Annotated in this window: 21 protein-coding genes; 13 read left to right on the top strand and 8 right to left on the bottom strand. The window is 69.5% G+C overall.

Translation table 11 applies throughout. The features are described 5' to 3' along the window. Positions 1-98: 98 nt before the first annotated feature. Entirely contained in the window at positions 99-860 is a 762-nt protein-coding gene (locus OC490_RS31605) for a phosphoglyceromutase (protein WP_262061434.1), read from the top strand. Between the two features lie 88 nt (positions 861-948). On the opposite strand, the gene OC490_RS31600 is transcribed toward OC490_RS31605, so the two are convergent. Then, positions 949-1,212 (bottom strand): hypothetical protein, encoded by a 264-nt coding sequence (locus OC490_RS31600; protein ID WP_262061433.1) that lies wholly within the window; start codon positions 1,210-1,212, stop codon positions 949-951. 182 nt (positions 1,213-1,394) lie between these two features. Between OC490_RS31600 and OC490_RS31595 the strand changes: the two genes are divergently transcribed. Genes OC490_RS31595 through OC490_RS31585 form a run of 3 tightly spaced genes read left to right on the top strand, consistent with a single transcriptional unit; the run spans position 1,395 to position 4,416 of the window. Further along, entirely contained in the window at positions 1,395-2,054 is a 660-nt protein-coding gene (locus OC490_RS31595) for a hypothetical protein (RefSeq protein WP_262061432.1), read from the top strand. A 32-nt stretch (positions 2,055-2,086) separates the two neighbouring features. Beyond that, on the top strand, positions 2,087-3,703 hold the full coding sequence (locus OC490_RS31590; RefSeq protein WP_262061431.1) for a hypothetical protein: 1,617 nt from the start codon (positions 2,087-2,089) through the stop codon (positions 3,701-3,703). Continuing rightward, complete coding sequence (locus OC490_RS31585; protein WP_262061430.1) at positions 3,700-4,416, top strand: nucleotide-binding protein; 717 nt, start codon at positions 3,700-3,702, stop codon at positions 4,414-4,416. Before OC490_RS31590 ends, OC490_RS31585 begins: the two co-directional genes overlap by 4 nt. Before the next feature lie 59 nt (positions 4,417-4,475). On the opposite strand, the gene OC490_RS31580 is transcribed toward OC490_RS31585, so the two are convergent. Further along, complete coding sequence (locus OC490_RS31580; protein WP_262061429.1) at positions 4,476-5,267, bottom strand: macro domain-containing protein; 792 nt, start codon at positions 5,265-5,267, stop codon at positions 4,476-4,478. Between the two features lie 208 nt (positions 5,268-5,475). On the opposite strand from OC490_RS31580, the gene OC490_RS31575 reads away from it, so the two are divergent. Together OC490_RS31575 and OC490_RS31570 are read left to right on the top strand one after the other, a co-directional pair. Beyond that, positions 5,476-6,861, top strand: coding sequence for a macro domain-containing protein (locus tag OC490_RS31575; protein ID WP_262061428.1), 1,386 nt, complete (start codon positions 5,476-5,478; stop codon positions 6,859-6,861). A gap of 305 nt (positions 6,862-7,166) precedes the next feature. Further along, a complete protein-coding gene (locus OC490_RS31570; protein WP_262061427.1) occupies positions 7,167-7,478 on the top strand; it encodes a hypothetical protein in 312 nt (103 codons plus the stop codon). Positions 7,479-7,559: 81 nt separating this feature from the next. Here the strand turns inward: OC490_RS31570 and OC490_RS31565 are convergent, their stop codons facing one another. From OC490_RS31565 to phoU, 5 genes are all read right to left on the bottom strand, one after another. After that, positions 7,560-8,939, bottom strand: coding sequence for a S8 family serine peptidase (locus tag OC490_RS31565; protein WP_262061426.1), 1,380 nt, complete (start codon positions 8,937-8,939; stop codon positions 7,560-7,562). Positions 8,940-9,096: 157 nt separating this feature from the next. Next, positions 9,097-9,288 (bottom strand): hypothetical protein, encoded by a 192-nt coding sequence (locus tag OC490_RS31560; RefSeq protein ID WP_262061425.1) that lies wholly within the window; start codon positions 9,286-9,288, stop codon positions 9,097-9,099. A 158-nt stretch (positions 9,289-9,446) separates the two neighbouring features. Continuing rightward, positions 9,447-9,695 (bottom strand): SCO4226 family nickel-binding protein, encoded by a 249-nt coding sequence (locus OC490_RS31555; RefSeq protein WP_262061424.1) that lies wholly within the window; start codon positions 9,693-9,695, stop codon positions 9,447-9,449. 160 nt (positions 9,696-9,855) lie between these two features. After that, a complete protein-coding gene (locus OC490_RS31550; RefSeq protein ID WP_019062518.1) occupies positions 9,856-10,011 on the bottom strand; it encodes a hypothetical protein in 156 nt (51 codons plus the stop codon). A gap of 226 nt (positions 10,012-10,237) precedes the next feature. Beyond that, positions 10,238-10,927, bottom strand: a complete 690-nt coding sequence (gene phoU, locus OC490_RS31545; protein WP_019062517.1) for a phosphate signaling complex protein PhoU — start codon at positions 10,925-10,927, stop codon at positions 10,238-10,240. 231 nt (positions 10,928-11,158) lie between these two features. Here phoU and OC490_RS31540 point away from each other — a divergent pair, with 231 nt between their 5' ends. Together OC490_RS31540 and OC490_RS31535 are read left to right on the top strand one after the other, a co-directional pair. Beyond that, on the top strand, positions 11,159-12,412 hold the full coding sequence (locus OC490_RS31540; RefSeq protein ID WP_262061423.1) for a sensor histidine kinase: 1,254 nt from the start codon (positions 11,159-11,161) through the stop codon (positions 12,410-12,412). After that, the gene (locus OC490_RS31535; RefSeq protein WP_009340348.1) at positions 12,409-13,089 is read left to right on the top strand and encodes a response regulator transcription factor; all 681 of its coding nucleotides are present in this window, start codon (positions 12,409-12,411) and stop codon (positions 13,087-13,089) included. The genes OC490_RS31540 and OC490_RS31535 overlap by 4 nt, the downstream gene beginning before the upstream one ends. Positions 13,090-13,138: 49 nt before the next feature. On the opposite strand, the gene OC490_RS31530 is transcribed toward OC490_RS31535, so the two are convergent. Then, positions 13,139-13,798 carry a DUF461 domain-containing protein gene (locus OC490_RS31530; protein ID WP_262061422.1) on the bottom strand — a complete coding sequence of 220 codons (660 nt, stop codon included), beginning with the start codon at positions 13,796-13,798 and terminating at the stop codon, positions 13,139-13,141. 611 nt (positions 13,799-14,409) lie between these two features. Between OC490_RS31530 and OC490_RS31525 the strand changes: the two genes are divergently transcribed. The 5 genes from OC490_RS31525 to rlmB all read left to right on the top strand — a co-directional run bounded on the left by OC490_RS31525 (position 14,410) and on the right by rlmB (position 18,959). Further along, complete coding sequence (locus tag OC490_RS31525; RefSeq protein WP_003953493.1) at positions 14,410-14,892, top strand: CarD family transcriptional regulator; 483 nt, start codon at positions 14,410-14,412, stop codon at positions 14,890-14,892. Between the two features lie 250 nt (positions 14,893-15,142). Further along, positions 15,143-15,895 carry a 2-C-methyl-D-erythritol 4-phosphate cytidylyltransferase gene (gene ispD, locus OC490_RS31520; protein ID WP_262061421.1) on the top strand — a complete coding sequence of 251 codons (753 nt, stop codon included), beginning with the start codon at positions 15,143-15,145 and terminating at the stop codon, positions 15,893-15,895. Continuing rightward, positions 15,885-16,385 carry a 2-C-methyl-D-erythritol 2,4-cyclodiphosphate synthase gene (gene ispF / locus OC490_RS31515; protein ID WP_262061420.1) on the top strand — a complete coding sequence of 167 codons (501 nt, stop codon included), beginning with the start codon at positions 15,885-15,887 and terminating at the stop codon, positions 16,383-16,385. The genes ispD and ispF overlap by 11 nt, the downstream gene beginning before the upstream one ends. 118 nt (positions 16,386-16,503) lie before the next feature. Next, a complete protein-coding gene (gene cysS / locus OC490_RS31510) occupies positions 16,504-17,904 on the top strand; it encodes a cysteine--tRNA ligase (RefSeq protein WP_262061419.1) in 1,401 nt (466 codons plus the stop codon). A gap of 110 nt (positions 17,905-18,014) precedes the next feature. Then, the gene (gene rlmB, locus OC490_RS31505) at positions 18,015-18,959 is read left to right on the top strand and encodes a 23S rRNA (guanosine(2251)-2'-O)-methyltransferase RlmB (RefSeq protein ID WP_262061418.1); all 945 of its coding nucleotides are present in this window, start codon (positions 18,015-18,017) and stop codon (positions 18,957-18,959) included. Positions 18,960-19,074: the final 115 nt, after the last annotated feature.

Below are 19,074 nucleotides of genomic sequence, written 5' to 3'. Positions count from 1 at the left end.
GTGTTGTGCGGGCCACTCAATTAACAGAAGCCGTCAACTGTCGGACCGGGAGGCGGGCACCCGACCGTGGCCCGAATGCGTGGATTACGCTCTGAGGCATGGCCGACGCACCGTACAAGCTGATCCTCCTCCGCCACGGCGAGAGCGAGTGGAACGCGAAGAACCTGTTCACCGGCTGGGTGGACGTCAACCTGAACGAGAAGGGCGAGAAGGAGGCGGTCCGCGGTGGCGAACTCCTGAAGGACGCCGACCTCCTCCCCGACGTGGTCCACACGTCCCTCCAGAAGCGCGCGATCCGCACCGCGCAGCTCGCCCTCGAATCCGCCGACCGCCACTGGATCCCGGTCCACCGCAGCTGGCGCCTGAACGAGCGCCACTACGGCGCCCTCCAGGGCAAGGACAAGGCGCAGACCCTCGCGGAGTTCGGCGAGGAGCAGTTCATGCTCTGGCGCCGTTCCTACGACACCCCGCCCCCGCCCCTCGAGGACGGCACGGAGTTCTCCCAGTCCGCGGACCCGCGCTACGCCTCCATCCCCCCGGAGCTGCGCCCCCGCACGGAGTGCCTGAAGGACGTCGTCGTCCGCATGCTCCCGTACTGGTACGACGGCATCGTCCCCGACCTCCTCGCGGGCCGCACGGTCCTGGTCGCCGCCCACGGCAACAGCCTCCGCGCCCTCGTCAAGCACCTCGACGGCATCTCCGACGCCGACATCGCGGGCCTGAACATCCCGACGGGCATCCCGCTGGCGTACGAACTCGACGCCTCCTTCAAGCCGCTCAACCCCGGCGGCACCTACCTCGACCCGGACGCGGCTGCGGCTGCGATCGAGGCGGTCAAGAACCAGGGCAAGAAGAAGTAAGCCGGCACGATCAAGGCCCCTGCCTGCGGTTTGTCCGCTGGTAGGGGCCTTGTTGCTGTGTTGAGGGCGCCTCCGGGACCTCAGCGGGTCATCGTCGCTTCTCGGCGTCGCGCAGAGCTGCGACGAGGGCCTCGAAGGCCGCCACGTTCTTCGGGGACTTGATACCGAGCCGCTGCGCGGCGACCTGCACGGTCAGGGGGCGATTCGGTTGCGCGGTTCCGGCCTCCAGCACTCCGGCCGCCCTGAGCAGATCCATTTGCGGTACGTCCAGGACCGCTGCCAGGGGCTTGAGCAGATCGGTCAGGGCCTGGAACCTTCCCGCGAGGATCTTGGATATGTCGACCACCGACATGCCCGCTGCTTCGGCGAAGTCGGACGCGTTGCCACTTGTAAGCACCCTGCCCCGGAAGTGGATCGGAAGCGGATGGGTTCTGGTGGCGGAAGCGGTGTCGGCGGTGGCATGCAAGGTGTCAACCAGCCTTTGTGCGATGGGTGAGTGAAGTCAGCGCACCGTCGCGACCGTTGGAGTGCCCCATGAACGACCTCGGACCACCGCCGTTCGCCCCCGCCGTACCGAACCCGCCGGCCTCCTACCGTGCCGGTGGGCTGATACCGCCCGCCGGAGCCGCCCGCACCTGGGGGCTCACCGTCATCGGGGTGCCCCTGGTGATCGTCCTGCTCCTGGGGCTGGTCGACGGGGCCTATTCGAGCGGGGGAGGGGGCGGGGGAGCGCAGGCCCAGCCCTGGAGCCCGGCCACCGCGTCGTCGTCATACACGTACACCCAGTCCGTCGTACCGACCCCCTACGGCGCCTCCGATCCGACCTCCGTCCCCGCTCCCACCGCCACCCCTACCCCGACCCCTACGGACGAGGCCACCCCGACGGACGAGGCCACCTCGGCGGTCGAGCCGGAAGCCGTCGTCACCGCCTACTTCGCGGCGATCAACAACCGTGAATACCAGACGGCCTGGGACCTGGGCGGCAAGAACCTGGGCGACGCCGACTACGACGCGTTCGTCGCGGGCTACGCCACCACCCAGCGCGACACCGTCAGCCAGGTGTCCGTGCAGGGGACCGTCGTGACGCTGGTCCTCAACGCCCTTCAGACGGACGGTACTTCGCACTCGTACCACGCCACCTACACCGTTCTCGACGGTGTGATCACCCACGGCACGGCAACCCTGATCGGCTGACCGACCCCGCACGAGTGGAGCGCTGAACCATCGTGAGCACACAGGCACCGCACCGCTATCCGCCCGTCCCACCGCCCGGGGCGCCGCCGCAGGTCGCCCGCGTGTACGCGCGGACCAAGGCCACCCGTCTGCTGTCCGCGGGCACCTACCTCGATCCCGGCTACCGCAGGGCCGTCATCCGCGAACTGCTCAAGAAACGCTTCAGAGTGGTCGCGCCGTCGTACGGCTACGACGCCGTGTCGGTCCTCGCCCACGCCCTCGCCGCGCGCCGACTGCGCCGTATCCAATGGGCAGTTGGGGTTGGTTCGGCGGCCCTGCTGCTGATCCTGCTGAGCAACGGCGCGCTGGGTCCCTTCGTCGCCGCGCAGCTCATGTTCTGGGAGCTGTGGGGCGCGGCCTACCTGCGTCGGGTCGTCACCCTGCACATCCTGATGACCCGGCTGAAGGAGACCGGACCGGCCGGCGGCTTCGACGGCTCCTACCCGGCCGGCGGCAGGCTCACCGACGCCCTGATCGGCAAGATCGACCGCGAGCAGGGCAGCCACAACGGCCTTGTCTTCTACGGCGGTTTCCGGCCCTTCGTCGGCGCCGGACTGCCCCTGCGCGACTGGGCGAACGCCCAACTCCTGCTCGGCGCACCGAAGAACCGCCTCGCCGCGCGCAAGGACTTCGAACGGCCCGGAGCCGGGCCCGACCTGGACGACGTGGAACGCAAGCCCGTCCTGCCGTTCACCGTCCACGACATCACCTCGTACGTCGCCACCAGGATGGGCGCGGAGCTGCGCGACGAGGCCCGCCGGGACGAACGGATCGAGGGGCTGACCGTCGAGCAGCGCCGCTACACGACGGCGATCCGCACCAACGACCGTACGCTGGGCGCCGGTTGGTCCCAGCTGCCCGGCATGGACGATCTCCCGGGCATCCACTGGCGGGAGGACTACGACGCGGCCCGCGAGTATCTGTGCGTGCGCGTCGGATCCTGGAACGAGGAGCTGGTGACCTCGATCTTCGTCGGGTTCGACCTCAAGGGCGACACCCTGCACACCGAGTTCTACACCTATGTACTCGGGCCGCTGGTAGGGGAGTTCCACCTCGTCGACCAACTGCCCGACTCGTTCGACGGCCGGCTGGCGGTGCGGGTGGCGTGGGACATGGTCAAGGCCGTGCCGAGGTGGTGCGTGGCGCTGCCGCTGTGGCCGCTGCGGCTGCTCCCCGAACGGTTCCTGCCGAAGCGGCTGCGCCGGCTGGTGCGGCCCGGGCGGAGCGGGCGGTCCACCATCGAGTTCGCCACGGACAGCACGACGGTCGACACCAGCGAATTCCGACTCGCCCGCTACGCGAACGAGTCGGTGGACTGCGGCGCGCTGACCAGCGTCCGCGAGATGGCCACCAGCGACACCTACCACCACTTCTTCCAGAAGACCGACGCCCTGAAGTACTCGCAGATCGTCGAGCGCCGACTGCTGCACACCATCCGGCAGTTCCTGGACGAGCACAACGTGGATCTCGCCGACCACGACCGCGCGCAGACCAACATCCTCGTCGGGGACAACTCCCAGGCGATCTTCGGCGGGCACAACGAGAACTTCGGGTACAACTACCAGCCGCAGGGCCCCGATTCGTCCGGCGGCCGAGGGGATCAGCCATGAGCGACAGCAACACGTTCGGCGACAACAGCCAGGTCATTCTCGGCGGGGAGAACAAGGGCTTCGGCTACAACTACCACGCGGCGCCCACGACTTCGGCCGCCGAACCGGGGACCTCCGACCAGCCGACGGACCTGCCGTCCGACCAGCCGTCCGGGCGGGCACCCGCCGGTCACGACCGCAGCCGTAGCGTCTTCGTCGTGCACGGCCGGGACGAAGAGGTGCGGCAGGCGATGTTCGGGCTGCTGCGCCGGCTCGACCTGCGGCCGCTGGAGTGGGAGGAGTTGGTGCGGGCCACCGGCAAGCCCTCGCCCTTCCTCGGCGAGGTGGTCATGAACGCACCGGCGCAGGCGCAGGCCGCCCTGGTCCTGCTCACCCCGGACGACGTCGCCAAGCTCCACCCGCACCTGCTCGGCAACCGCGAACGGGACGACGAGACCCAACTCACCGGCCAGCCGCGGCAGAACGTGCTGATCGAGCTGGGCATGGTCCTGATGGCCTACCCCGAGCGGACCGTCATCGTCGAGGTCGGCCGGCTGCGGCATGTCGCCGACACCGCGGGCATCAACGTCATCCGGTTCGACGGCACGGAGGCCTCCCTCGCGAAGATCGCCGCGCGGCTGCGACTGGCCGGCTGCCAACTCGACGACAGCGGGCCGGAATGGCGCGACACCCGGCACTTCCAGAACCTCTCCGCGTACCGTCGGCTCGCCTGAATCACGGAGAGGAAGAGGGGGAACGGACGCCGGAGCGTCCGTCCCCCCTCTTCCTCTTCTCAGACGCGGTCCAGTCCCGATGCGAGAACGCGCAGGAAGGCCGCCACCTCCCGCATGTCGATCCGTTCCAGATCGGCGGGCCGCACCACCACCCGCAACTCCCGGCAGACCGCGCCCTCCCGTGACCTGGCGACGAAGGACATCAGGATCAGCCGCAGCAGGCTGTCCTGGTCGAGATGATCGAGCCGGGACAGCCCCGATCCGACCAACGGCATGGCCACCCGCTCCAGTTGGGCATGCCGGTGCAGGGCGTCCCACAGCCGGCCGAGGCCGAGCCAGAGCTCCTCCACACTGGACGCGGCCACACAGTCGTTGCCGATACGGCTGTACGCGACCGCGAACACCAGCTGCGGCCGGGCGCCCAGGACCGCCACCGTGCCGACCGGATAGCGGTCCAGTTTGCCCAGCGGCTTGCGGTCCCGTTCCTCCCGCCCGACCGGCGCGACCCCGGAGAGCGCCGAGACCAGTTCCGCGTCCAGGCGCCGTACGTCACCGTCGTACCGTCGGAGCAGCAACTGCCCTTGCACACTGGCCGCGTTGATGACCTCCCCGTCGTCCGACGCGGTGTCGAAGGTGTCGCAGAAGCCAACGACGAGATGCGCCGGCTGGTCGAACACGTCGCCCGCCTCGACCACCACCGTCAGATCGGGCCGCCGGAACACCTGCTCCACCCGCAGCACCGGCCGTGCCTGGCCCAGCCCCCACACCAGGCAGGCCACCACCGACACCACCGTGACCGTGCCGGGATCGGGGAAACTCCGCGGGAAGAATTGCCCGACGAACTGAAGCACCGCCGATATTCCGCCGAAAGCCACCATCGTGTTGCGGGCGAAAACCCTTCGGGCGCGCCCGGTGCCGTAGAGCCTCAAAAAGCGTATGGGTATGCGTAGTTGGGCCACACGGTTTCTCCAAGGCCTCATGATAATCTTCTTGTCACTTCTCGGTGACACAGGGTGATACAGGGGCGCGGCGGGGGCGACGCGGGTGGCCGATGGACGAGTGCGCATTCAGGTCAAAGTGCTGGGGCCGGTACGGCTCGACGTCGACGGGATCCCGGTCCGGCTGACCCCCCTGACCACCCGGTTGCTGGTCCGCCTGGTGGCCGCCGAGGGCGAGGCCGTTCCCGTGCGTCAACTGCGGCGCGATGTATGGGGGTTGGCGGACGGGCCCCGTCATCTGGACCAGCGCAACCGCAACGAGGTGCAGAAACGCGTCCTGGAGCTGCGGCGCGCGCTCGATCCCTGCCAGGACGGCACCGCCGCCCGCGTGCTGCGCACCGAGCAGCAGGTCACCGTGCACGGCCCGGAGACGGCCTACCGCCTGGTGCTGCGGCCCGGGGAACTGGACAGCGCACGGTTCACGGCGGTCGTCGGTACCGCCCTGCTGGCCCCGCCCGCCACCGCCGCGCATGAACTCGCCGAGGCGCTGGAACTGATCCGCGGCCGGCCACTGGCCGAGGTCAACGGCGAGACGTTCGCCGACCCCTTCATCCGTCGGCTCACCGCCCTGCTGGACTCCGCGCGCCGTGAACTGGTCCGCGTCCAGGCCGACTTGGGTCGTCCGGACCTCGCACTGCCGGTCGCGGAGCTGATCGTCCGTGACCATCCCGACGACCTCGACGCCGCGCGCACCCTGGACACCCTGCGGGCCGCGCTCCGCGCCCGCCACGGCGCCGAACTGCTGCGCCACCGGGTCCCGTTGCCCGGTCAGCGGGCGGACGTCGTCCTCGTCCGCGGCGACCTGTTCGAGCAGACGGACTGCAATCTGGTGGTCGGCTTCACCGACACCTTCGACACGGAGACCGACCAGGACATCGTCATCAGCCGCGACAGTGTGCAGAGTCAGCTGGTCGACCGGCTCTTCGGCGGCCGACGCCGCCTGCTGGACGAGAAGTTGAAGGCCGGGCTGCGCGCCGTGAAGGCCGTCGGTACGGAGAGCGCACGGGCCAAGCCGCGTGGCCGGCGGGTCCGTTACCCGGTGGGTACGACCATTGCCGTGCCCGTCGACGGGCGCCGGATCTTCGCGGTCGCCTATTCGCGGCTCGGCAACGACCTGGTGGCCCGGTCCGGTGACGAGGATCTGCGCTCCGGCCTGGACAACCTCTGGGCCTCGGTGGCCGTGCACGGCCTGTTCAGACCGGTCGCCGTCCCGCTCATCGGCTCCGGGCTCGCCCGCGTGACCGACCTCGACCGCAGCCAGCTCGTGGCCCTGATCGTCGACTCGTTCATGGCCGCGTGCCGCCGGTACCCCGCGCTCACCCCCGAACTGCGCATAGTGGTCCGCCCGGAGGACCTGGCCAGCACCGATCTGTCGCCGGTCGAGCGGCGTTTCCACGAACTGGTGCCGGATCTGGAGCCCGCTCCGGGGCCCGACCGGAGGGAATGACCAGGGCCGGCAAGGAGGTTGAGGGCGACCCGGCCGCCGGGCCCGAGGTGAGACCGGGCGGTCCTCGGCGTCCGTCCCCCGCTCCGACGGGTTCCTCCGCATTTTCCGGCTCCCCCACGCGGCATCGCCCACCGGTCACTGGCCCGCCACCGCCACCCGGCCTCACCGGACCCCAGTGCACCGCCGCCGGCGCTTCCGGGGGTAGCCGCCATCCGCTTCCGATCCGATTCCGACGCCGAGGAATCGGGGTCCTCCAACTACACTCGGGGACAGGTGAATTGGGGGGAATCGAGATGCTGCGGTTCATGGACTGGTCCGTGGTCGCCATGGGGTGTGTGCTGGTCCTGGTGGCGCTCGGCGGGCGGTGGTGGGAGCGGGCCAAGGGGCGCAAGGGAACCGGTCCAGGTCAGGGCACGCGCTTCTTCTGGGCGTGGCTCCCCCTGCTCATGGGGCTGGGAATGCTCTGCGCCAACCTGCCGGCACTGCTGCACGCGTCCCACCCGGTCGTCATGACCATGGACACTCTCAACCTCGTCCTGGCGGTCACGACGATGGTCCTGGCCCTCCGGGCGGCACGTCAATTCTTCCGGGGACGAGGTCTTCGCACCCTCGAATGAACGCCCCCGTCATGGGATGCGGACGGCCCGGGTTCGCATGGGACGCGAACCCGGGCCGTCTCTGTGTGCGTCAGCGGAGCCTCAGTGCTTCCAACTCGCCTTCGCCAGCGCCGGAACGAAGCGCAGCGCGTCCACCGTGCCCACGCCCGTCGCCATGTCGTAGCCGTTGACCGCCGTGTAACCGGTCACGCCCGCGTACGTGTTGTTCGTGCCGTCGTTCACGTCGACGATGCCGTTGCTCTTGGCGTTGTGCCTCGCCAGCGTGTACAGCGCCTCGTTGATGTTGCCGACGCGGTGACCGGCCGCCTGGTCGGCGAGGGCGACGATGCCCGAGAAGAGCGGGCTGGCCTCGCTCGTGCCGCCGTAGACGTCCCAGCCGATCGCGGTCGGGTCGAAGCTGGAGTACGTCCAGGCGCCGCCGTTGACCGCGGCGGCCATCGACACGTCGGGCGTGGCGCGCTGGGTGCCGACGACGCTCTTCACGCCGTTCTGGAAGGACGGGCGGGAGAACACGTGGGACTGGCCGCCGCCGCCCGCGCCGTAGTCGTTGTAGACGCTGTCCGGCGTGACGCGCTCGCCCTTGTCGTTCAGGTGGAGCTGCGTGCCGCCGATCGACGTGACCAACGGGTCCGAGGAGGGCCAGGAGTTGACGGGCTTGTCGTAGAAGGCCGAGCCGTCCAGGTTGTAGTCGGTGGCGCCGCCGTCGCCGGAGGAGGCGAGCACGGTCACGTGCTTGCGGTTGGCGTCCTGGAAGGCGTAGCGCAGCTTCTTGATGCTGGAGAAGTCGCCCTGGTCGAAGCCGGGGAAGGTGTTCTCGGTGGCACCGAAGCTCTGCGTGATGACGTCGCCGACACCGTGGTCGATCAGGTACTTCTCGGCGTTCATCATCTCCGGCAGACCGGTGACGCCCTCGGTCTCGGCGACGGCCGTCTCCACCAGCACGATCTTCGCGTCGGGCGCGACCGCGTGGGCCATCTCGACGTCCAGGGTGGTCTCGCCGGCCCAGCCGGTCATGTCCGCGTTGGTGGGGTCGAAGACGGGGACCTTGCCCCACTTGACGACGTTGACCTTGGCGCTCTTCAGGCCGAACTGCTTGCTGTAGACGTCGAGATCGTGCTGGATCGTCGGCGAGCCGAAGGAGTCGACGATGACGATCGTGCGTCCCTTGCCCGTAATGCCCCGCTTGTAAAGCGAGTTGAGGTTGTACGCGGTGCGGTACTGCAGCGGGTTGTAGCAGGCGATCTGCCACTTGGCCTCGCACTCCGCGCCGGAGAGCGGGGTCGGTACGTCGCGGGCGAGGGTGTGTCCGGTGATGGCCGGGATCACCTTCGTCTGCGGTACGGCAGTGGGTGCGGCGCTGCTGACGCCGGCCAGCGGGGCGGTCGCCAGTGCGGCGACGGCGAGAGTGGCGGTGGCGGCCGTGGACGCCGCGATGCCACGTCTGTTGCGGGCTATGTGCATGAATGCCCCCTGGATGTCTTTGAGTTGCACGCAAAGGTCTGCGTGCATCTCATCCAGTGAGACATGCACAGGACAAGTCAGTTGAACTGTCGATGCCGAAGCTTTTGCCCAAACAGCACCCAATGCTCGAACGGTCCTGCCGATCGGACGGGTTGACTCAGACCGCGGACCCGGCCCCGGCCAGCCGCCGGAACGCCTCGGTGGTGCGCGGATGCGCGATCTCGTCCAGCAGATGCCGCCACTCCGGATCACCCATGACGGGGTGCGCCTGGTCCCACGCGGTCAGCAGCGGGGCGAGGGCGTTCTCGCCGGAGACCTCGGCCGGTTCGGTGAACTGCCTTGATTCCATGGGACGTTCCTTCCGGGCGGGCGATCGGTTGAGATCGGCGGGGGACCAACTGGTTTCCACGATGCCGCCGTTCGCCCGCCCGGACCATGGAGCACCCCACCCGACCGGGGGTGGGGCTGACCGCACCCTCAGACACCACCGAGCCCCCCCGCACGGTGTCAGATCGAGTACGGCACCGCGTGCACCTCGTCCGCCCGGTGCCCCGCGCGCTCGTGAACACGCTGGACCGCCTCGGGCGACGGCGCCTCCGACAGGCAGTAGACGGTCCCGGACTCCGGATCCGCCCAGGCCCGCTCGAAGTGGACGCCCTCGTCCTTCTCCACGGCGAGATCCGCCTTGTGGGCCGCCATCAACTCGTCGGCCGTGATGCCCTTCATTCCGTGATGTACGTCCATGTACTGGGCCATGGCCTCGCACCTCCTCGTGCTTCTCCCCTCCTCAATGCTGCGCTCCCACAGCGTCCGGGGCCACCGGCGGCGCCCGCAGCCGCGAGGAGCACCGCCGGCCGGACACGCCGGAGGGGCCCCGGCGCCGTAGCACCGAGGCCCCTCCGGGAGCAGGCGGCGGTCAGCCGCACTGGCAGGGATTGCCCGACTGGCACCCGCACCCGCAGCCCGAGCCGCAGCCGCAGGCGCCGAAGAGCGGGAGGCTCTTGATCTCGGCGGGCTGCTGCGTCTCGCGCTCCTGCGTCGGGTCCGGCGTCGTGGCGGGGGATTCGGCCATGGGTCCTCCTGGAGGCTGGTGCCTTTGCCCATCGGATGCTGCCCATTGGATGCCCGTTCCGCTGGGCGCATCAACGGCGCATTGGGGCTTTCCGCCCCGACCGACCTGGCTCCGCCCCGCACCCTGCCCCCTCCACAAGCTGTGGGGCCAGCTCTAACCAGTCACAGGGCGTGACAACGGTTAGAGCTGACCCCACAGCTTCCAGACAGGCTTCCGGTCGGCAGACCTACGCCCCTTCCGCCCCCGTCACCGGCTGGATGTCGGGCTGCAGCTCGTCCGCGTGCTCACCCGTGACCAGGAACACCACGCGCTTCGCCACCGACACCGCGTGGTCGGCGAAGCGCTCGTAGTAGCGGCCGAGCAGGGTCACGTCGACCGCGGTCTCGATGCCGTGCTTCCACTTGTCGTCCAGCAGGTGCTGGAAGAGCGTGCGGTGCAGCAGGTCCATCGCGTCGTCGTCCTGCTCCAGCTGGAGCGCCAGGTCGACGTCCTTCGTGATGATGACCTCGGCCGCCTTGGCCATCAGGCGCTGGGCGAGCTGGCCCATCTCCAGGATGGTCGCGTGCAGGTCGTGCGGCACCGCGCGGTCGGGAAAGCGCAGCCGGGCGAGCTTCGCCACGTGCTGGGCGAGGTCGCCGGAACGCTCCAGGTCGGCCGACATGCGCAGGGACGTGACGACGATCCGCAGGTCGGTCGCCACCGGCTGCTGCCGGGCCAGCAGGGCTATGGCCCGTGCTTCCAGGTCGTGCTGGAGGTCGTCGACCTTCTTGTCGGCCTCGATGACGCTCTCGGCCAGCTTCAGGTCGGAGTCCAGGATCGCCGTCGTGGCGCGTCCGATCGCCGACCCGGTCAGCCGGGCCATCTCCACCAGACCGTCACCGATCGAGTCAAGTTCCTCGTGGTACGCGTCCCGCATCAGGGTTCCCTCTCCTACGTTCGCTTCGGGGGCTCAGGGGCCCCGGGCCTGTCGGTTGTGACGAAAAACCGGCCCTTCCACCCCACGCTCCCACGTTCCCGCTCCTACGCGACGGTTTCCGCCACCCCAAATGAACCAATACTGGCTCCAAGGTGAACTCTGGGCGACGAGTGTTCGAGGTCGCACTCCGATGGCTGTGGCCAGGAGGTATCCCATGCCTAACCTGGGGGCATGGACGTGAACGCGGCGGTCGCCGCAGCGGCAGCGATCGCCGGGGTGCTCACCGGTGTCATCGCCATGCTGGCGTTCCGCTGGAGCGAACGCGACCAGAAACGGCCGACCAGGACTTCCCTGCACACGGACCCGGTGCTTCCGCCGGGCGTGGACACCGTCCTCTCGGTGCTCCGCTCCTCGGCCGTCGTCCTCGACGAAGCGGACGCCGTGGTCAAGGCCAGCTCGGCGGCGTACGCCCTCGGACTGGTCCGTGGCGGGAAACTGTCCGTCGACCCCATGCTCACCATGGCCCGGGACACCCGGCGCGACGGCGAGATACGCCAGGTCGAACTGGACCTCCCCCGGCGGGGCACCGGACGCGGCGAGGCACTCGCCGTGTCCGCACGTGTGGCCCCGCTCGGCTCCCGGCTCGTCCTGCTCCTCGTGGAGGACCTCACCGAGGCCCGCCGTATCGAGGCCGTACGACGTGACTTCGTGGCGAATGTCAGCCACGAACTGAAGACCCCGGTCGGCGCGCTCTCCCTCCTGTCGGAGGCGGTCATGGACGCCTCCGACGATCCTGAGGCGGTGGAGCGCTTCGCCGGCCGGATGCAGATCGAGGCCACCCGGCTGACCAACCTCGTGCAGGAGCTCATCGACCTGTCACGGGTCCAGAACGACGACCCCCTCGAAGACGCCGAACCGGTGCGCGTCGACGAACTCGTCGCCGAGGCCATCGACCGGTGCCGGCACCAGGCCGGCACCAAGCAGATCACCATGGCCGCCGGCGGCACCGCCGACCTGCACGTCTGGGGCAACCGCGGCCAGCTGGCCGCCGCCCTCGGCAACCTGGTCGAGAACGCCGTCAACTACTCGCCCGCCCGTACCCGCGTCGGAATAGCCGCCCGCCGGGTCAGCGCGGGCGGCGGCGACCACATCGAGGTCGCCGTCACCGACCAGGGCATCGGCATCTCCGAGAAGGACAAGGAGCGCGTGTTCGAGCGCTTCTACCGTGTCGACCCGGCCCGCTCGCGGGCCACCGGCGGTACGGGACTCGGGCTGGCGATCGTCAAACACGTGGCCGCCTCGCACGGCGGGGAGGTCACGGTGTGGAGCTCCGAGGGACAGGGCTCCACGTTCACCCTGCGGCTACCGGAGGCGGGTGCGGCCCGCGACCGTGCCCACCAGCACCCCGACCTCGACGACGAGGCCGAGGGGTCCCCTGATCCATCCCCGTACGAACCGCTTCCCGCCCCGGAGGTCCTTCCGTGACCCGAGTGCTTGTCGTCGAGGACGAGGAGTCCTTCTCCGACGCCCTGTCGTACATGCTCCGCAAGGAGGGCTTCGAGGTCGCCATCGCGACCACCGGGCCCGACGGACTCGACGAGTTCGAGCGCAACGGCGCCGATCTCGTCCTGCTCGACCTGATGCTGCCGGGGCTGCCCGGCACGGAGGTCTGCCGCCAGCTGCGCGGCCGTTCCAACGTCCCCGTCATCATGGTGACGGCCAAGGACAGCGAGATCGACAAGGTCGTAGGCCTGGAAATAGGAGCCGATGACTACGTCACCAAGCCCTTCTCGTCCCGCGAACTGGTCGCCCGTATCCGGGCCGTCCTGCGCCGCCGCGGCGAGCCCGAGGAGGTCACCCCGGCCGCCCTCGAAGCCGGTCCGGTCCGCATGGACGTGGATCGCCACGTGGTCACGGTCTCCGGCTCCAAGGTCGACCTGCCCCTCAAGGAGTTCGACCTGCTGGAGATGCTCCTGCGCAACGCGGGCCGCGTACTGACCCGCATGCAGCTCATCGACCGCGTCTGGGGCGCCGACTACGTGGGCGACACCAAGACGCTCGACGTCCACGTCAAGCGCCTCCGCGCCAAGATCGAGCCGGACCCGGGCGCGCCCAGGTACCTGGTGACGGTGCGCGGCCTCGGCTACAAGTTCGAGCCGTAAACCGCCACCACCTTCTTAGCGGCGCTACGACTGTTGCTACGGCCGCTGCTCAGCCGGCGGAGGCCGACTCCGTGGCCGTCGCGGTGGTGCTCTCGGAGGCCGAGTCGGACGGTGTGGCCGGGGTGCTCTTGCCCGGCTTCGGGGAGGCGGAGGTGGTCGCGGTGGCGCCCTCGGCCGGGGTGGGGATCGCGGTCGGGCCCCACTTGGTGAAGTAGTTGTCGGCCGGGACGACGAACGCGCTCAGGCTCACCGCGCCGGTCGCGCTGAGGGTGAAGGTGACCTTCTGGGCGTTGCCGTCCTCAAGGCCGCTGCCGACGTCGGCCAGCGCGGCGGAGGCGTTGCCCTTGCCGCCCAGGACGATCGAGCCGAAGGCCGGGACGACCAGCTTGCCCTTGCCCTTCGCGGGGGTGAGGGTGGCCGTGCCGACGCCGTCGACGCTGACCGAGTCCAGGGTCTGGGGGTCCTTGCTGGTGTTGAACAGGGTCGCGGAGATCACCGCCGGGCCCGTCGGCTGGGGGCTGGAGTCGGTGATGGGCTGGGTGATGACGAGCGCGTTCTGCACCTTGATGGCGCCGACGGAGACGGCCGCGTTGTCCGGCTTGACCTCCAGCGTCTGTGCGTCGTCGCCGGCACCGCACGCGGCGAGCGAGGCGATCGAGAACGCGATGGCGGCGGCGGCGAGGGCGCCGCGTCGAAGGCTGCTGCTCACGGCGGCGGCTACTCCTTGAACGTGGGCGGAGCAGGGCGACTCCCGAATAAAGCCGCCCTAAGTGTCTGTCAGCGGCCTTAGGTTACCGAGCCGTTCCCGCGCCACCGCACCCGACCCTCCCCCAACCTCACCCGTCTTCGTTCGAGCAGGGACACCAGGACCCCACGAGTGCCCCGCGAGTCACTTTGACCCGGCACTCGTCCGCCTTTCACATAAGCGGTCGCGCGGCGGCTCCAGGGATTTTCCGTCAAGAATGCAGTGCGCCTCGGATAATTGATCACACGCGGCCCGGCCGGTTCCGGTGATCAATTCCGGATTGGATCTCGCACCGGGCTCCGGCCACCGAACGGAGTAGTGGAAGTCGAGCACTTGGAACCAGACATTTGGGGACGTTCGTCCACTTGGGGGCGCCTCCGGATGTGTGTAACGTACGCGTTTCACCTCACCCGGAGAGCTGCTCCGACCTGCGATTACCCTCCCCTGCCCGGCCTCCGCAGCACGTTCCTGTTGCTGTTGTCAAGCCCCGAGATATGCCCTGACCTGCGAAAACGCCATTCAGAACACGCGGTTTCCGTGTTACCCTGGATAGCCACGGAAGGGGTACCTGTCACATGACGTTCAAGGTTGGCGACACCGTGGTCTATCCCCATCACGGGGCCGCGCTGATCGAGGCTATCGAAACTCGCCAGATCAAAGGCGTGGACAAGACCTACTTGGTGCTGAAGGTCGCTCAGGGTGACCTGACGGTGCGTGTGCCAGCGGACAATGCGGAGTTCGTCGGCGTACGTGATGTGGTCGGTCAGGACGGGCTGGACCGGGTCTTCGAGGTGCTGCGCGCTCCGTATGCCGAGGAGCCCACGAACTGGTCGCGTCGTTACAAAGCAAATCTGGAGAAGCTCGCCTCCGGCGATGTCATCAAGGTCGCGGAAGTCGTCCGTGACCTGTGGCGTCGTGAGCGCGAGCGCGGACTCTCCGCAGGTGAGAAGCGCATGCTCGCCAAGGCTCGCCAGATCCTGGTGAGTGAGCTCGCGCTCGCGGAGAACACGAACGAGGACAAGGCCGAGGCCCTGCTCGACGAGGTTCTCGCGTCCTGACGCAGGCACCTGGTACGCCCTGCTCAGCACACTGAAATGCCGTAGTGCCCGATGACAGCCCGCCTGTCGCCGGGCGCTTCGGCATGTTCGGGGGCAGGTCATGGCTACGCGGAGAAACCCCCGATAATGGTGTGCCGGGCCCGGGCAGCAGGCTCGACCGGTGTCACGGAAGGGTCCGGTCAAGGCGTCGCGCCCGGCACTCCTCAGGCCATACCCACGTAGGTCGAGCACACAAACCTGACAGGAACCGATGTCTGACGATTCGCGCTCTTCGCAGGCGCAGTCCTCCGTCGCCGCCGTGATTCCGGCCGCCGGGCGGGGCGTACGCCTCGGCCCGGGCGCCCCCAAAGCGCTACGCGCGCTGAACGGCACCCCCATGCTCATCCACGCGGTCCGCGCACTCGCCGCGTCCCGCGCCGTCACCCTGGTCGTCGTCGTGGCCCCGCCCGACGGAGCCTCGGAGGTCAAGACCCTCCTCGACGCGCACGCGCTGCCCGAGCGCACCGACTTCCTGGTCGTCCCCGGCGGCGAGTCCCGCCAGGAGTCCGTGAAGCTCGGCCTCGACGCGCTGCCCCCCGGCTACGACGTCGTCCTCGTCCACGACGCGGCCCGCCCGCTCGTCCCGGTCGACACGGTCGACGCGGTCATCGAGGCCGTACGGGACGGGGCTCCCGCCGTCGTACCGGCCCTGCCGCTCGCCGACACGGTGAAGGAAGTCAAGCCGGCCGCGCACCCCGGCGACCCGGAGCCGGTCGTCGCCACCCCCGAGCGGGCCCGCCTCCGCGCCGTACAGACACCACAGGGCTTCGACCGGGCCACGCTCGTCCGCGCCCACGAGACGGTCACCGACAACGTCACCGACGACGCGAGCATGGTCGAGCAGCTCGGCCTGACGGTCGTGGTCGTCCCCGGCCACGAGGAGGCCTTCAAGGTGACCCGCCCCCTGGACCTCGTCCTCGCGGAGGCGGTCCTGGCCCGCAGGAGGCTGAACGATGGCTTCTGAGCCCCTTCCGTTTCCCCTGCCCCAGGTCGGCATCGGCACCGACATCCACGCCTTCGAGGAGGGCCGCGAGCTGTGGTGCGCGGGTCTGAAGTGGGAGGGCGAGGGTCCGGGTCTGGCCGGCCACTCCGACGCGGACGTCGTCGCCCACGCGGCCTGCAACGCGCTGTTCTCGGCGGCCGGGCTCGGTGACCTCGGCCAGCACTTCGGCACGGGCCGCCCCGAGTGGTCGGGTGCGTCCGGGGTGACCTTGCTGACGGAGGCCGCGAGAATCGTCCGCGAGGCGGGCTTCACCATCGGCAACGTCGCGGTCCAGGTCGTAGGCCCACGCCCGAAGATCGGCAAGCGAAGGGACGAGGCCCAGAAGCTGCTGTCGGAGGCGGCGGGAGCACCGGTGTCGGTCTCGGGCGCGACGACGGACGGCTTGGGCTTCCCGGGCAGGGACGAGGGTCTGATGGCGGTGGCAACGGCCCTGGTGCTGAAACAAGCGTGACCTTGCCTACTTAGGGGCGCGGGGAACTGCGCGCCCAGCCCCCACCGGACCCGCACCCGAAAACGGCTAATCCACCGGAAGGCACCGGGCACCCCGTACCGCCCACTACCCTTGTACCGTGACCATTCGTCTGTACGACACCAGCGCCCGGCAGATTCGCGACTTCATCCCGCTCACCGCGGGCTGTGTCTCGATCTACCTGTGTGGTGCCACCGTGCAGGCCGCCCCGCACATCGGCCACATCCGCTCGGGCCTGAACTTCGACATCCTGCGCCGCTGGTTCGAACACCGCGGCTATGACGTCACGTTCATCCGTAACGTCACCGACATCGACGACAAGATCATTGCCAAGTCCCGTGACCAGGGCCGCCCTTGGTGGTCCATCGGCTACGAGAACGAGCGCGCGTTCAACGACGGCTACCAGGCACTCGGCTGCCTCCCGCCGACGTACGAACCGCGCGCGACCGGTCATGTCCCCGAGATGATCGAGATGATGCGCGGGCTCATCGAGCGCGGGTACGCCTACGAGGCCGACGGCAGCGTCTACTTCGACGTGCGGTCGTACCCGGACTATCTCCAGCTCTCCAACCAGGACATCGACGACCTGCGCCAGCCCTCCGAGGAGGGCATCACCGGCAAGCGGGACCCGCGCGACTTCGCGATGTGGAAGGCGACCAAGCCGGGTGAGCCCGACTGGGAGACCCCGTGGGGCCGCGGCCGGCCCGGCTGGCACCTGGAGTGCTCGGCGATGGCGCACAAGTACCTGGGCCCCGCCTTCGACATCCACGGCGGCGGCCTCGACCTGATCTTCCCGCACCACGAGAACGAGATCGCCCAGGCCAAGGCCTACGGCGACGACTTCGCGCAGTACTGGGTGCACAACGCCTGGGTCACCATGAGCGGCGAGAAGATGTCGAAGTCGCTCGGCAACAGCGTGCTGGTCAGCGAGATGGTCAAGCAGTGGCGGCCGATCGTGCTCCGCTACTACCTCGGCACCCCGCACTACCGCTCGATGATCGAGTACAGCGAGGAGGCCCTGCGCGAGGCGGAGTCCGCGTTCGCGCGGATCGAGGGCTTCGTGCAGCGGGTGATGGAGAAGGCCGGGGGAGTCGTCGAGCCCGCGGCCGAGGTGCCGCCGGCGTTCGCCGAGGCGATGGACGACGACCTGGGCGTGCCGCAGGCCCTCGCCGTCGTGCACACCACGGTCCGGCAGGGCAACAGCGCGCTGGCCGCCGACGACAAGGAAGCCGCCGTGGCGCGTCTCGCCGAGGTGCGCGCCATGCTCGGCGTCCTCGGCCTGGACCCGCTGGACCCGCAGTGGGCCGGCGAGACCGACCGCGGCGAAGACCTGCACGGCGTCGTCGACACCCTGGTCCGCATGGTCCTCGACCAGCGCGAGGCCGCCCGGGGTCGTAAGGACTGGGGCACCGCGGACGCCATCCGCGACCAGCTCAACCAGTCCGGCCTGGTCATCGAGGACGGCCCGCAGGGCCCCCGCTGGACCCTCGGCCCACGCTGAACGCAACCCCGGTCAACGAAGATCGACTGTGCCGCCCGGCCCCCCGGGCGGCACACTGCATAGACGTACGTATTCATTCGCATTCATCGCATCGCACAGACAGGTAGGTCATGGCAGCCAACAACCGCCGCATGTCCGGCAAGAAGGGCGCGCAGGTCGGCAGTGGCGGCCAGCGGCGCAGGGGCCTCGAAGGCAAGGGCCCCACCCCGCCCGCCGAGGCGCGCAAGGGACACAAGAAGAACCGCATCGCCAACGCCAAGGCCAAGCAGGTCCAGCGGCGCGCACCGGTCGCGCGCGGACGCGGCGGCAAGGGCACGTCCGAGATGGTCGTCGGCCGCAACCCGGTCGTGGAGGCGCTGCGCGAGGGCGTTCCGGCGGTCACGCTCTACGTCCAGCAGTTCATCGACAACGACGAGCGGGTGCGCGAGGCGCTCCAGCTGGTCGCCGAGCGCGGTGGCGTCCACCTCATGGAGGCCCCGCGCCCCGAGCTGGACCGCATGACCAACGGCCTCAACCACCAGGGCCTGGTCCTCCAGGTCCCGCCGTACGAGTACGCGCACGCCGAGGACCTCGCCAACGCGGCCTACGACAAGGGCGAGGACCCGCTGATCGTCGCCCTCGACGGGGTGACCGACCCGCGCAACCTCGGCGCGATCGTCCGCTCCGTCTCCGCGTTCGGCGGCCACGGCGTCCTCGTCCCCGAGCGCCGCGCGGCCGGCATGACGGCCGGCGCCTGGAAGACATCGGCCGGTACGGCGGCCCGTACGCCCGTCGCCCGCGCCACGAACCTGACGCGCGCCCTGGAGGCGTACAAGAAGGCCGGTATCGCGATCGTCGGCCTGGCCGCCGACGGAGAGGCCGAGATCGGCGAACTCCCGGCCCTGGAGGGCCCGGTGGTCATCGTCGTGGGCAGCGAGGGCAAGGGCCTCTCCCGTCTCGTCGGCGAGACCTGCGACTACCGGGTACGGATTTCGATGCCGGGCGGCGCGGAGTCGCTGAACGCGGGTGTGGCGGCCGGAATCGTGCTCTACGAGGCGGCTCGGCGCCGTAGCTGAGTCGTAGCTGAACGGGCGTTCGGCGTGGTCACCCACTCGGGGCAATCTGGGGGGCGAGGGCGAGCTTGACGCTGTCCGGACACTTCCGGCAAGTCAAAGCAGTGTCCTAAACACA

It is taken from the genome of Streptomyces sp. STR69 (genome assembly GCF_024519455.1).
In the GTDB taxonomy this organism is placed as follows: domain Bacteria; phylum Actinomycetota; class Actinomycetes; order Streptomycetales; family Streptomycetaceae; genus Streptomyces.
This window is presented reverse-complemented; position numbering and strand designations above follow the sequence as displayed.